Genomic DNA, 12,281 nt, shown 5'->3' with positions numbered 1-12,281 from the left:
CAGCGTGCCCTGCCGAGGTTACGGGCGGCGCCCCCGGCGTTAGCGCGACGCTAAACCGCGCTCACATCTGCCGGGGCGCCGGTGTGAGGACGCCGCCGTCAGGCGGGATTGAACAGCCGGCGTTCCAGCAGCAGCGAGTCCTTGGCCCGGTGCAGAGCCTTCGCGGCGGCCAGCACCCCGAGGTCGGCCAGCGGCTCGACGATGATCACCGTCAGATACGCGGCGCCGAAGGTCGCGATGTCGGCGACCGTCTGGCCGGCGAAACCCTCACCGTAGAGCGCCCAGAACGCCACCCAGGACACGATGCCGGCCTGGTAGGTCGTCGAAAGCGCAAGCGCCTGACGGTATTTGAGCTGCACGTAGGGCGTCTGCGGGGCGATCACCCGATGCGCGACGAATTGCAGTGCGAACAACGGCACCAACAGCGTGGTGACGTTCATGCCGTACTGCGGCAGGTCGAACGGGGCGAAGAACAGCCCCTGGAGCAGCAGGCCGCCGGCCAGACCGATCGCGGCCGGCGCCGCGCCGAAGAGCAGGAACAGGGTGGACCCGAGGATCAGGTGCACCTCGGAGATGCCGACCGGGTAGTGCGGGAACACCTGGAAGAACACGAACACCAGCGCGATCGTTGCGACGCTGCGTAACAGGAGGGCGGCGATGCCGCGATCCTTGACCGCCTGCCACGCCGTGTGCAGGCCGTAGAGGCCAGCCCCACCCGCGGTGACGTAACTCAAGATGATCTTGGGACCTTCGACGATCCCGGGTTCGATGTGCATGGCAATTCCCCAATCCACGAGGTGAGCAACCGCCGGGCGCGGCGCACCCGGCACAGTCGGCAGGTACTCGGACTGGCAGGAGGGCCCTGCACACCGTTGCGGGACAGTTCCGGATTCGCACCGGATTCCCCTGTCGACTGCGGGGTGGACATTACCCGGGTGCGGGCCGCCGGTGATGTAACACTTGTCAACATGGCGACCGCGTCCTACCACCACGGCAATCTGCGGCAGGCTCTGCTCGAGCACGCAGTGGGGTTGGCCCGCATCGGCGGCCCCGACGCCGTGGTGTTACGCGATGTCCAGCGGCTGGCCGGGGTGAGCAATTCGGCCGCCTACCGCCATTACGCCGATCGCCATGCGCTGCTGGCCGCGGTGAAAGCCGACGTGATGGGACAGCTCGGTGCGGCGATGCTGGCTGCCGTCGAGGAGGCACCGGACCAGGCGCTGGACCGGTTCCGGGCCACCGGTCAGGCCTACATCGACTTCGCCGTGGCCGAGCCGGGCCTGTTCCGCACCGCGTTCGCCCCGGACGGTCAGCCGGACGAGGCCGCGGTGCCCGCCGACCGCCATCCGTTCCAGATCCTGCGCGGGTGCGTCGACGGGCTGGTCGCCGCCGGGTTGCTGTCCGCCGACCGCAGGGATGGCTTCGACGAGGCAGCCTGGGCGGCGGTGCACGGCGCGGCGACGCTGTTCCTGGACGGTCCGCTGGGGATGGCGGGCACCGCTCGCCGGCAGTTGATCACCGATCGCCTGCTCGACGCCATCGGAGCGGGCCTGCGCTAGATGTTGACAGCGTTAACTTCCATTGGCATGCTCGCGGATGTTAACGCTGTCAACATGGAGGTGCCCCGATGCCCGTCGCCGCGCAACCGCTCACCGCGCCACCGCAGGGCTCCCGCCGCGGCAGGCCCGTCGCCATCCTCGTCGTCGTCCTGGTGGCGGCGCTGGCCATCAACGTCGAGACGACGATCGTCAATGTGGCTCTGCCCACGCTGAATTCGTCGCTGGGCGCCTCCACCCGGGCCTTGCAGTGGATCGTCGACGCCTACAACCTGGCCTTCGCCGCACTGGTCTTGGCCGGCGGCACCGTCGGCGACCGGTTCGGCCGGCGGGGCACCCTGATCGCCGGCCTGACCCTGTTCGCGCTCGGCAGCATCGGAGCCGCCCTGTGCACCTCCACCGGACCGCTGATCGGCATGCGCCTGGTGATGGGTGTCGCCTCGGCGCTGATCTTCCCCACCACGCTGGCGATCATCACCGACACCTTCCGCGACCCCCGCCGGCGGGCTGCGGCGATCGGGGCGTGGGGTGCGGTCACCGGGCTGGGAGTGGCCATCGGCCCCATCCTGGGCGGCGCACTGCTGGAGGTGTTCTGGTGGGGCAGCCTGTTTCTCGCGCTGGCGCCCATCGCGCTGGCCGCGGCGCTGGCCGCCCCGATCGTCATTCCGGCCACCACACGGGCCCCGCACAGCCGCCTCGACGGCGGCGGCATCGTGCTGTCGGTGGCCATGCTGGGGGCACTGGTGTACACGATCATCGAAGCGCCCGAGCGCGGGTGGGCGAGCCCGCCGACGCTGGCCGGGTTCGCCGCCGCGTTGCTGGCCGCGGTGGGCTTCGCCTGGTGGGAACGCCGCCGCAGCGATCCCCTCATCGACGTCAGCCTGTTCGCCAACCTGCGATTCAGCGCCGCCAGCGGCGCGGTGACCGTCGCTTTCTTCGCCCTGTTCGGCTTCATCTTTCTGATCACCCAGTTCATGCAGCTGGTGCAGGGCAACAGCGCGCTGGAAACCGGGGTGCGCATCCTGCCGGTGGCGCTGTCCATCGCCGTCGGCTCGATCGTCGGGACCCGCTTGGCGGTGACCAGGATCGGCACCAAAGTCGTTGTCTTCGTGGGCCTTCTGCTGTTGACCACATCGTTCGGGTGGATCGCGGCCAGCGACCTGGACATCGCCTACCCGACGATGGCCGCGCAGATGGTGCTGCTGGGCGGCGGGCTGGGGCTCACCACGGCACCGGCGACCGACTCGATCATGGGCGTGGTGCGCCCCGAACAGGCCGGCGCCGGCTCCGCCGTCAACGACGCCACCCGGCAGGTCGGCGGGACCCTCGGCGTCGCGGTCATCGGCAGCATCTTCTCCACCCTTTACATCCGCCACCTCGCCGACAGCCCGGTGCTGGCCGCCCTGCCGTCCTCCGCGCAAACCCTCGCCGGTGAGGGCCTGGCCCAGGGCCTGGCGGTGTCGGCCCAGGCGCCCCCGCCGGTCGCAGGGGCGGTGCGCAACGCCGTCGACACCGCGTTCCTGGCCGGCCTGCAGGCCGGATGTCTGACCGCGGCCGCGGTCTGCCTGGCCGGTGCACTGTTCGTGCTGGCGGTGCTGCCCGCACACCCCGCTACACGGATAGCCTGATCCAGGGTTTCGGGCAGCCGAAACCACGGTATAGTCAGACCATGACCAGCATGGATCTGATCCCGATCGCGGGGGTGCCGTGGCCCCGGTACAAGCTGGTCGCGCTGGCCCTGGGGCTGCTCGTGTTCGCCGTGGTCGGCGTTGTCACCTTCGACCCCGCGCCGGCCGTCTTGCTCGGCGCCGCTACCGCCACCGTGGTGTGGCTGGCGTTCGGCCTGCGCCGCCGCTAACGCTCCAGAATGCGTTTGAGGCTGGCCAGATCGGCCGCCACCGCCGCCCCGTCGGCGGCATAGTCCTCATCGGACATCCAGGCCCGCCGTCGCAACGTGAACACCACCTCACACCACTGCTCGCCGGCCGGGACCACCCGCAGCGGATTGAACACCGGCTCACCGGACGGCATCGTGACGACGTGGTCGAGCACGCCGAGGTCGTTGGCGGGGGTGAACTCGATGGTGATCTCCCCCATCGGCGACTGTGCCACCCAGGTGTCACCGACCCGGGTCAGCTCACCGCGCGCCAGGCCGGCCGCCCACTGCGGCAGATGCGCCGGATCAGCGGCATAGCGATACACATCGACCGCCGAGCGGTTGATCCACGCACTGATGTGCCGCGACTCGTTCGAAGTGTCTGTCATGGCTTCATCATCCTCCGGTCGTGGTGGACAAATACCCATCTGCGTCACGAGAATCTGCCGGTGAACACTGGGGAGCCACGCGCGCTGCGCCAGGTCGCGCTCGCGAGCTACGTCGGCTCGGCCATCGAGTTCTACGACTTCTTCATCTACGGCACCGCCGCGGCACTGGTGTTTCCCACCGTCTTCTTCCCACACCTGGGCCACGTCATGGCGACCGTCGCCTCGTTGGGGACGTTTGCGGCGGCGTTCGTCTCTCGCCCGATCGGGGCGGTGGTGTTCGGGCATTTCGGTGACCGGATCGGCCGCCAACGAACCCTGGTCGTCACGCTGCTGCTGATGGGCGTCGCCACCGTGGGCGTGGGGCTCCTGCCGAGCGCCGCGACGATCGGGGTCGCCGCACCGCTGCTGCTGACCGGGCTGCGGATTCTGCAGGGCTTCGCCGTCGGTGGCGAGTGGGCGGGTTCGGCACTACTCAGCGCCGAGCATGCTCCCCCGAACCAGCGGGGCCGCTATGGGATGTTCACCCAGATGGGCTACGGCACAGCGCTGGTCCTGGCGAACTTGGTGTTCCTGATCGTCTACCTCACCTGCGGGCCGACCAGCGCGGCGTTCGTCGAGTGGGCGTGGCGAATTCCGTTCCTGCTCAGCGTGGTCCTGATCGTCACGGCACTCGCGGTGCGGATGAGCGTCGACGAAACTCCGGCATTCGCCGGCGCTACCGCCCACAGCGAGGTTCCGCTGGCCGCGCTCGTCCGCGATCAGGGCCGCCAGCTGCTGCTCGCCGCGGGGGCGGTGATCGGGGTGCTTGCGCTGGTGTACGAGACCGGCACCTTCTTCACCCACTACGCCACCGAACACCTGTCGTACTCCACGGACTTCGTGCTGCTCGTCGGCGTACTCGGCGGGCTGTGCACGGTGGCGTTCGTCATCGCATCGGCCATCCTCAGCGACACTCACGGCAGACGGCTGCCGCTGACGGTCGGCTATCTGCTGGCCGTGCCGTGGTCGCTGATCGTCTTCCCGCTGATCGAAACCCGCAACCACATCCTGTTCGCGGTGGCCATCATCGTCACCTACGCGATCATCGGCATCGTGATGGGACCGCTGGCGTCGTTCGTCCCGGAGACCTTCGCGCTCGCGTACCGCTACACCGGAGCCGGATTGGCACACAACATCGGCGGGATCCTCGGCGGCGGCATCCCCCCGGTCATCTCCGAGTACCTGCTCGACCGTTATGGCAGCTGGTCGATCGCGGCGCTGCTCGCGGGCCTGACCCTGGTCAGCCTGATCAGTGTCCGGATGTTGAAAGAGACTGCCGCACTTCGTTAGTCGGCAGCCCCGATGGGACAGTGAATCCCGCACGTACAGGCGTCGATCGAGGGACAGGTGCACGCCATCGCCCACTCGATGATGCCGCGGGCCCGCGCCAGCGTCGCGATCTGGCGGTCGATGTCGGCCAGTTTGGCCTCGGCCAGAGCTCGGCTGGCCGGCCGACCCGGCGCGTCGTCGTGCAGCAGCACCGAGATCTCGTCGAGCGTGAACCCGGCGGACTTGCACAAGCCGATCACCTCGATACGGGTCAGCACGGCGTCGTCGTAGCGGCGCTGTCCGCCGGTGCGCAACGGCGCCGACAGGAGCCCGATCCTCTCGTAGTACCGCAGCGTGGTGGCGGCGATGTCGGCACGGCGCGCCACCTCGCCGATGGTCAGGGTCATGGTGGCCTTTCGTGCTCGACTTGACTTGGAGTCAACTCTAAGTTCTTGACTGTCCCCATGAACCCCCTGACCGCCAGCCGATACGCCCTGCTGCGCACCTACCGCCGCGACGGCACCGGTGTCGACACCCCGATCTGGTTCCACCTGGACGGCAGCACACTGGTGTTCCGCACCAAACTCGGACCCAAGACCACCCGCATCGGCCGCGACCCGAGAGTGCAGCTGCGGGCCTGCGACCACCGCGGCCGGGTGCCGGACTCCGCGCCGGTGCTCACCGGCGCAGCCGCGCTGATCTCGGGGCCCGAGGCCGAGCAGGCCAACCGGCAGCTGCACGCCAGGTACGGCTGGCAGTACAACCTGGTCCCCCTGCTGCCGCTGCCCGGGATCACCAACGTCGACGCCGCACTGCCGTGGCGGGAGAAGTGGCACCGGATGCGCAACCCGAACCTCTGGCCGGGCAGCGCGATCGTGCGGGTGGAGCTAACCCCCTAGGCAGCCCGGACCCAGCAGCGCCTTCAGGTCCCCCATCAGCGCCGAGGACGGCGTCACCCGCAGCGACTGATCGAGCTCGAGGGTGGTGATCCGATCGCCGCTGATCAACCGCAGGTGCACCTGCGACGTGCCCGGATGGCGGGCCAGCACCTGCTTGAGCGCGGTGACCTTGTCGATGGTGCACTGCCGGGTGGGCAGGCTCACCGCCACCGGCCGGTCCACCTGGGCGTTCGAAAAGTCCGGCACCACAAGCTCGTTGGCGATCAGCGAAATCCGGTCGTCCTGGATGCGGACCTTGCCGCCGACCAGCACCACCGCGTCGTCGGCGATCTCGGCACCGAACAGCGAGTAGGTCTGCGGGAAGAACATCACCTCGATACCGCCGGTGAGATCCTCCAACTGCGCTGAGGCCCAGGGCATCCCGTTCTTGTTGACCCGCCGGTTGACCCCGGCCAGGATCCCGCCGACCCGCACCTGGGTGTCGTTGGCGACATCGCCGCCGAGGATGGCCGGGATCTGGGTGTCGACCTGGGCGTTCAGCAGGTGCGCCACACCGTTGAGCGGGTGCCCGGAAACGTAGAGTCCCAGCATCTCCCGCTCGAGGGCGAGCTTGTGCTTGTCATCCCACTCCTCGTCGGGCACCCGGATGGTGAACGCCGAGTCAGCGCCGTCAGCCTCACCCCCATCGCCGCCACCGAACAGGTCGAACTGACCGATCGCCTCGGCCTTCTTCGTGCCGAGCACCGAGTCGACGGCGTCGGTGTGAATCAGGAACAGGCCCTTGCGGGGATGCTTGAGCGAGTCGAAAGCCCCTGCCTTGATCAGGGATTCGGTGACCTTCTTGTTGCACGCCGCGATGTCGATCTTGTTGAGGTAGTCGGAGAAGTCGGTGAACTTCCCCTTCTCGGCGCGGGTGGTCACCAGCGAGCTCACCACATTGGCGCCGACATTGCGGATGGCGCCCAGGCCGAACCGGATGTCGTCGCCCACCGAGGCGAAGTTCTGCACCGACTCGTTGACGTCGGGCGGCAGCACCGTGATGCCCAGCCGGCGGCAGTCCGCCAAATAGACGGCGGCCTTGTCCTTGTCGTCACCGACCGAGGTAAGCAGCCCGGCCATGTATTCGGCCGGGTAGTTGGCCTTGAGGTAGGCGGTCCAGTAGGACACCAGCCCGTAGCCCGCGGCGTGCGATTTGTTGAACGCGTAACCGGCGAACGGCAGGATCGTATCCCACAGCGCCTTGACCGCCTTCTCGGAGAAACCGTTGGCGGTCATGCCCTCCTTGAAGCCCTGGTATTCGGCTTCGAGGACCTCGAGCTTCTTCTTGCCCATGGCTTTTCGCAGCGCATCGGCCTTACCCATCGAGTAGGAGGCCACCTTCTGCGCGATGAACATGATCTGCTCTTGGTAGACGATCAGGCCATAGGTCTCGGACAAGATCTCCTTGAGCGGCTCCTCCAGCTCCGGGTGGATCGGCTTGATCGCCTGCCGGTTGTTCTTGCGATCGGCGTAGTCGTTGTGCGCGTTCATGCCCATCGGGCCCGGCCGGTACAGCGCCAGCACGGCGACGATGTCGTTGAACTCGGTGGGCTGCATGCGCCGCAGCAGGTCACGCATCGGGCCGCCGTCGAGCTGGAACACGCCCAAGGTGTCCCCGCGGCCCAGCAGCTCGTAGGCCTTGGGGTCGTCGAACGGCAGCGTGTCCAGGTCCAGGTCGATACCCCGGTTGGCCTTGATGTTCTCGATGCAGTCGCCGATGATCGTCAGGTTCCGCAGCCCGAGGAAGTCCATCTTCAGCAGGCCGATGGCCTCACACGACGGGTAATCCCATCCGGTGATGATCGCGCCGTCCTGCGGCCGCTTCCACAGCGGGATGGCCTCGATGAGCGGCTGCGAGCTCATGATCACCGCGCACGCGTGTACCCCGGCGTTGCGGACCAGACCCTCCAGGCCGCGAGCGGTCTCGTAGATGGTGCGCACGTCGGGATCGGTGTCGATCAGGCCGCGCACCTCGGCGGCCTCCTTGTACCGCTCGTGGTTCGGGTCGGTGATGCCCGAGAGCGGGATGTCCTTGGCCATGATCGGCGGCGGCAGCGCCTTGGTGATCCGGTCGGCGATCGCGAAACCCGGCTGGCCGTAGTGGACGCGAGCCGAATCCTTCAGTGCCGCTTTGGTCTTGATGGTGCCAAAGGTGATGACCTGGGCGACCCGATCGCTTCCCCACTTCTCGGCCGCGTAGCGCACCATCTCACCGCGGCGACGGTCGTCGAAGTCGATGTCGATATCGGGTGCCGACGGCCGCTCGGGGTTGAGGAAGCGTTCGAACAGCAGGCCGTGCGGGATCGGGTCGATGTTGGTGATGCCCAGCGCGTAGGCCACCAGCGAGCCGGCCGCCGAGCCGCGGCCGGGCCCGACCCGGATGTCGATGGAGCGCGCGTAGTTGATCAGGTCGGCGACGATCAGGAAGTACGACGGGAAACCCTTGCCGCAGATGACGTCGATCTCGTAGCCGGCACGCTCGGTGTACTCCGGCGGCACGCCGTCCGGAAACCGCCGCCGCAGACCGGCTTCCACCTCATGTCGCAGCCAACTGCCCTGGTCGTAGCCGTCCGGCACCGGGAAGATCGGCATCCGGTCGGTCGGCGTCCACACGTCGGCGTAGGACTGCACCCGCTCGGCGATCAGCAACGTCGAGTCGCAGGCCTCGGGAACTTCCGCGTCCCACAGCGCGCGCATCTCGGCCGCCGACTTCAGGAAGTAGCCGTCACCGTCGAACTTGAACCGATTCGGGTCCGACAGCGTCTTGCCGGTCTGGATGCACAGCAGCGCCTCGTGGTTGTGCGAGGCGTCGCGGGTCACGTAGTGGCAGTCGTTGGTCGCCAGGGCCGGGATGCCCAGCTTGCGGCCGACCTCCAGCAGCCCCTCGCGGACCCGGCGCTCGATCGAGAGCCCGTGGTCCATCAACTCCAGGAAGTAGTTGTCCGGGCCGAAGATCTCTCGCCACTTGGCGGCGGCCTCCAGCGCTTCCTTCTCATGACCCAGCCGCAGCCGGGTCTGCACCTCACCGGACGGGCAGCCGGTGGTGGCGATGATGCCGGCGGCGTGCTCGGCGATGATCTCGGCATCCATCCGCGACCACTTGCCGAGCTGACCCTCGAACGAGGCGAGCGTGGACAGCTTGAACAGGTTGCGCAGTCCGGTGGCGTTCTCGGCGACCATCGTCATGTGCGTGTAGGAGCCGCTACCGGAGACATCGTCGCTCTTCTGGCCCGGATCACCCCACAGGATGCGGCGGGTGTCAAAACGAGAACCGGGCGCGATGTACGCCTCCACCCCGATGATCGGCTTGATGCCGACCTTGGTGGCCGCGTTGTAGAACTCGCTGGCCCCGAACATGTTTCCGTGGTCGGTCATGCCGATCGCGGGCATCTCGAGGCGCTGCGCCTCGGCGAGCATGGGCGTGATCTTCGCGGCGCCGTCGAGCATCGAGTACTCGGTGTGGTTGTGCAGATGCACAAAAGAGCCGGCAGAAGTTCCAGTACCCATAGGCCCGTCAGTCTAGGGCCGCCGACCGACACCTTCGGCGTGTCGGTCGAACGTGTCTGGAGGGCACTGCGAGATTCTTTGTCGAACCCGCCGGCTCGGCTGATAGGCAGGATCCATGATGGCCCGCAAGCCCCCGCTGCGCAGTGTGGGCACCGACCCCGACTATCGGTTCACCCTGGCCAACGAGCGGACCTTTCTGGCCTGGTTGCGCACCGGGCTGGCGCTGCTGGCCGGGGCGGTCGCGCTGGCCAGCCTGGTCCACGACTTCGGGCCCCGACCGTTCCGGATCGTGATCACCGCGATGCTGCTGGCGTTGTCGCTGACCGTCACCCTCGGTGCCTATGTGCGCTGGGATCGCACCGAGCGCGCGCTGCGCGAACAGCGTCCGCTGCCCCAGGACCCGCTGCCCCGGATCATCGTGTCGGGCGTCGCGATCATCGTCGTCGCCGCCGCCGTGCTGGTGTACCTGGCCGAGTTCTGAGCCGATGGACGATCCCGATTCCGGACTCCTGGACGCCCAGGGCGTCGCCGAGCGCACCGCGCTGGCCTGGCAGCGCACCGTCATCGGGGTGCTCGCCGTCGGCGCACTGGTGGTCCGGTGGAGCATCACCGAGCGGTTCCCGCCGTGGCCGGGCGTCGCGCTGACCGCGGTGGCCGCGCTGGCCGCGCTCGTCCTGGTCCGGCAGCGGTATCAGCGGGTGCGCGACACCGTCGGCGCCGGACAGACCCCGCTGTCGCGCTACCTCGTCCCGGGCGCCACGCTGTTCATGGTCGTGGTCGTGGTCGGAATCGGCGCAGGGATGCTGCTCGAGTACAGCCGGCTCTAGGCTTCGTCCTTGAGCATCCGGGCGATCTCGCCGGCCTGCTCGGCCGTGACCTCGCCGGAGAGCTGAAGCACCTCGCCGTCGATCTTCTCGGTGATCTTCGGCGCCCACACCACGACACCGGCCCGCACGAACGCGACCTGCTGGTCGATGTGGGAGGCGGTGTAGTCGGCGAACGCGCGCGCCGATTCCGGGGTCATCGTGACCTGCACGGTCTGCTTGCCGGTCAACGGGTTCAGGAACGAGTCGACGTCGACCAACTGCAGGGTCAGCACCTCCGGCCCCAGGTCGAACACCGCGGATTTGAGAATGTCGCAGATCCGCAGCGGCGCCTCCGGCGGGGTCGGCGGCGGCGGGTCGCAATCCCCTGGCCGCACCACGTAGGCCCCGTTGACCGAACGCAACGCCAGCGGCTTGATGGTCAGCGGCGGCGGCGTCGTGGTGGTCGTGGTGAGTGCGTTGTCGAATTGCTCTTGCTTGTGCTGGTTGAACAGCGGCGAGAGCATCACTCCGAGAACCGGCACCACGATCGCCGCCGCGGCCAGTGCCGCCACGATGGCGATCAGGACCTTACGGTTACGTGGGGAGTAGTCGGGCATGTGCTCCTCGATCTGTTTCTCGTTGCCTCACATCGGGACCGGCGCGCCGAAGCCGGGGATGATGCCGATCGGGATCACCGCCAACAGGATCGCCCCGACCGCGAAGACCACCAGCGTGCGCCGGGTCGGCGGCTGGTCGACCTCGGGCTGGCGCCCGGTGTACAGCAGGAACACGATGCCGAGGTCGAAGGCGATGACGACCCACCACCGAACCCAGTCCACCCCGGTGGCGAACACCGGCAGGATCAGCACCAGCCCGATCGCCACCGCCCACGGCCGCCCGCGCAGGATCGCCCCGAACCGCCGGACCGGCACCCCCGAAACGTGCCCGATCGCCAGCATGCTGACCACCAGCGTCACCACGCCGTAGACGGTCGACCCGGCCAGCGCCACCACCCCGATGCTGCCGACGAAGCGCAACCCCTCGGCGAAACTCATGTCGAACAACGGCAGGAACGCCCGGCAGAACCAGTCGTGATAGTCCACGTAATAGTGGAAGCCGCGCAGCAGCTGGCCGAGGGTGGGTTTGCCGGCCAGCGGATGGTTCATCGGCCCGTGCTGCACCAGCTGGCACAGTTGCGGCGACACCTTCTGCCTGCCGAACAGCGCCAGCGCCACGGCAACGCCGAGGGCGGGGCCCAGCGCGAGCACGACGCCGGCCCGAAACCCTCTGTCGCACAGCCCGTCCGCCAGCACGGTGAGCGCTGCCAGCACACCGAGGCCGAACAGGAACGGGGTGGCTTCGTGGATCAGGGTCAGCACGGCCAGCACCGAACCGTAGACGGCACTGGCAGTCAGGATCGCGCGGGTGGTGGTGACCCTGGTCAGCACCACCGCGAAGGCGGCCAGCGCAGCGCCGCCCAGCAGGTCGGTGCGGGCGGAGAACAGGCCGAACGCGAATCCGAACGGCAGCACCGGAATCAGCATCGCCAGCAGCAGCCTGCGCTGCGAGCGACCCGTCCGGACCGCCACCGACCAGGCCACCGCGGCCAGGCCGAGGACGAACAGGCCCGTCGGGATCCAGCGCAGCACGGCCAGCCCGCCGAAGTAGTGCTGCGGCCCGAACAATCCCAGGATCTCGCCGGCCAGGCCGCGCCGGATGAAGCCCACCGAGTAGTCGATGGCGAAATAGGAATACCAGTACCCGTCCGGGACCACGGTCACCGCGATCGTCAGCAGCACCGCCGCCCACACCGCCAGCAGCACCGTGAACGTGACGAAGAAGCCGCGCCTGCTCCCGGTGTCGACCGCGGTGCTCGGCATCGGATGAGTATAGGGTCGGTT

Annotated in this window: 13 protein-coding genes and 1 riboswitch; of the genes, 7 read left to right on the top strand and 6 right to left on the bottom strand. The window is 68.3% G+C overall.

The annotated features are described in order from the left end of the window. Nucleotides 1-98: 98 nt before the first annotated feature. Nucleotides 99-776 (bottom strand): energy-coupling factor ABC transporter permease, encoded by a 678-nt coding sequence (locus MSZK_RS26245; protein ID WP_099251456.1) that lies wholly within the window; start codon nt 774-776, stop codon nt 99-101. Between the two features lie 40 nt (nt 777-816). Then, nucleotides 817-962: riboswitch (cobalamin riboswitch) on the bottom strand. A gap of 6 nt (nt 963-968) precedes the next feature. Here MSZK_RS26245 and MSZK_RS26240 point away from each other — a divergent pair. The 3 genes from MSZK_RS26240 to MSZK_RS26230 all read left to right on the top strand — a co-directional run bounded on the left by MSZK_RS26240 (nt 969) and on the right by MSZK_RS26230 (nt 3,414). After that, nucleotides 969-1,559: a TetR/AcrR family transcriptional regulator gene (locus MSZK_RS26240; protein WP_099251455.1), complete on the top strand. Its 591-nt coding sequence runs from the start codon at nt 969-971 to the stop codon at nt 1,557-1,559. Between the two features lie 68 nt (nt 1,560-1,627). Next, nucleotides 1,628-3,184 (top strand): MFS transporter, encoded by a 1,557-nt coding sequence (locus MSZK_RS26235; RefSeq protein WP_099251454.1) that lies wholly within the window; start codon nt 1,628-1,630, stop codon nt 3,182-3,184. A 41-nt stretch (nt 3,185-3,225) separates the two neighbouring features. After that, nucleotides 3,226-3,414 (top strand): hypothetical protein, encoded by a 189-nt coding sequence (locus MSZK_RS26230; protein ID WP_099251453.1) that lies wholly within the window; start codon nt 3,226-3,228, stop codon nt 3,412-3,414. Here the strand turns inward: MSZK_RS26230 and MSZK_RS26225 are convergent. After that, entirely contained in the window at nt 3,411-3,821 is a 411-nt protein-coding gene (locus MSZK_RS26225; protein ID WP_099251513.1) for an SRPBCC family protein, read from the bottom strand. The two genes, MSZK_RS26230 and MSZK_RS26225, sit on opposite strands and share 4 nt — an antisense overlap. Before the next feature lie 54 nt (nt 3,822-3,875). On the opposite strand from MSZK_RS26225, the gene MSZK_RS26220 reads away from it, so the two are divergent. Continuing rightward, a complete protein-coding gene (locus tag MSZK_RS26220) occupies nt 3,876-5,150 on the top strand; it encodes an MFS transporter (RefSeq protein ID WP_371411393.1) in 1,275 nt (424 codons plus the stop codon). Here MSZK_RS26220 and MSZK_RS26215 read toward each other — a convergent pair. Continuing rightward, a complete protein-coding gene (locus MSZK_RS26215; RefSeq protein WP_099251452.1) occupies nt 5,147-5,536 on the bottom strand; it encodes a MerR family transcriptional regulator in 390 nt (129 codons plus the stop codon). The genes MSZK_RS26220 and MSZK_RS26215 overlap by 4 nt on opposite strands. Nucleotides 5,537-5,593: 57 nt before the next feature. Here MSZK_RS26215 and MSZK_RS26210 point away from each other — a divergent pair, with 57 nt between their 5' ends. Then, nucleotides 5,594-6,028 (top strand): PPOX class F420-dependent oxidoreductase, encoded by a 435-nt coding sequence (locus tag MSZK_RS26210; protein WP_099251451.1) that lies wholly within the window; start codon nt 5,594-5,596, stop codon nt 6,026-6,028. On the opposite strand, the gene dnaE is transcribed toward MSZK_RS26210, so the two are convergent. Continuing rightward, a complete protein-coding gene (gene dnaE / locus MSZK_RS26205) occupies nt 6,017-9,574 on the bottom strand; it encodes a DNA polymerase III subunit alpha (RefSeq protein ID WP_099251450.1) in 3,558 nt (1,185 codons plus the stop codon). The genes MSZK_RS26210 and dnaE overlap by 12 nt on opposite strands. Nucleotides 9,575-9,692: 118 nt before the next feature. Here dnaE and MSZK_RS26200 point away from each other — a divergent pair, with 118 nt between their 5' ends. Both MSZK_RS26200 and MSZK_RS26195 read left to right on the top strand, forming a co-directional pair. Next, a complete protein-coding gene (locus tag MSZK_RS26200) occupies nt 9,693-10,055 on the top strand; it encodes a YidH family protein (RefSeq protein ID WP_233211518.1) in 363 nt (120 codons plus the stop codon). Between the two features lie 4 nt (nt 10,056-10,059). Continuing rightward, the gene (locus MSZK_RS26195; protein WP_099251448.1) at nt 10,060-10,401 is read left to right on the top strand and encodes a DUF202 domain-containing protein; all 342 of its coding nucleotides are present in this window, start codon (nt 10,060-10,062) and stop codon (nt 10,399-10,401) included. Here MSZK_RS26195 and MSZK_RS26190 read toward each other — a convergent pair. Beyond that, nucleotides 10,398-10,997, bottom strand: coding sequence for a hypothetical protein (locus MSZK_RS26190; RefSeq protein ID WP_099251447.1), 600 nt, complete (start codon nt 10,995-10,997; stop codon nt 10,398-10,400). The genes MSZK_RS26195 and MSZK_RS26190 overlap by 4 nt on opposite strands. 27 nt (nt 10,998-11,024) lie before the next feature. Beyond that, nucleotides 11,025-12,260 (bottom strand): hypothetical protein, encoded by a 1,236-nt coding sequence (locus tag MSZK_RS26185; protein WP_099251446.1) that lies wholly within the window; start codon nt 12,258-12,260, stop codon nt 11,025-11,027. Nucleotides 12,261-12,281: the final 21 nt, after the last annotated feature.

Origin of the sequence: Mycobacterium sp. shizuoka-1, assembly GCF_002723835.1 — a bacterium.
GTDB lineage: Bacteria > Actinomycetota > Actinomycetes > Mycobacteriales > Mycobacteriaceae > Mycobacterium.
Note: the sequence above shows the minus strand (reverse complement) of the source record. Positions and strands in the feature narration are given on the sequence as shown.

Excerpts from the sequence above, each read along its gene's own strand:
- MSZK_RS26245 (WP_099251456.1), bottom strand. The coding sequence starts at position 776 with ATGCACATCGAACCCGGGATCGTCGAAGGTCCCAAGATCATCTTGAGT.
- MSZK_RS26240 (WP_099251455.1), top strand. The coding sequence starts at position 969 with ATGGCGACCGCGTCCTACCACCACGGCAATCTGCGGCAGGCTCTGCTC.
- MSZK_RS26235 (WP_099251454.1), top strand. The coding sequence starts at position 1,628 with ATGCCCGTCGCCGCGCAACCGCTCACCGCGCCACCGCAGGGCTCCCGC.
- MSZK_RS26230 (WP_099251453.1), top strand. The coding sequence starts at position 3,226 with ATGACCAGCATGGATCTGATCCCGATCGCGGGGGTGCCGTGGCCCCGG.
- MSZK_RS26225 (WP_099251513.1), bottom strand. The coding sequence starts at position 3,821 with ATGACAGACACTTCGAACGAGTCGCGGCACATCAGTGCGTGGATCAAC.
- MSZK_RS26215 (WP_099251452.1), bottom strand. The coding sequence starts at position 5,536 with ATGACCCTGACCATCGGCGAGGTGGCGCGCCGTGCCGACATCGCCGCC.
- MSZK_RS26210 (WP_099251451.1), top strand. The coding sequence starts at position 5,594 with ATGAACCCCCTGACCGCCAGCCGATACGCCCTGCTGCGCACCTACCGC.
- dnaE (WP_099251450.1), bottom strand. The coding sequence starts at position 9,574 with ATGGGTACTGGAACTTCTGCCGGCTCTTTTGTGCATCTGCACAACCAC.
- MSZK_RS26200 (WP_233211518.1), top strand. The coding sequence starts at position 9,693 with ATGGCCCGCAAGCCCCCGCTGCGCAGTGTGGGCACCGACCCCGACTAT.
- MSZK_RS26195 (WP_099251448.1), top strand. The coding sequence starts at position 10,060 with ATGGACGATCCCGATTCCGGACTCCTGGACGCCCAGGGCGTCGCCGAG.
- MSZK_RS26190 (WP_099251447.1), bottom strand. The coding sequence starts at position 10,997 with ATGCCCGACTACTCCCCACGTAACCGTAAGGTCCTGATCGCCATCGTG.
- MSZK_RS26185 (WP_099251446.1), bottom strand. The coding sequence starts at position 12,260 with ATGCCGAGCACCGCGGTCGACACCGGGAGCAGGCGCGGCTTCTTCGTC.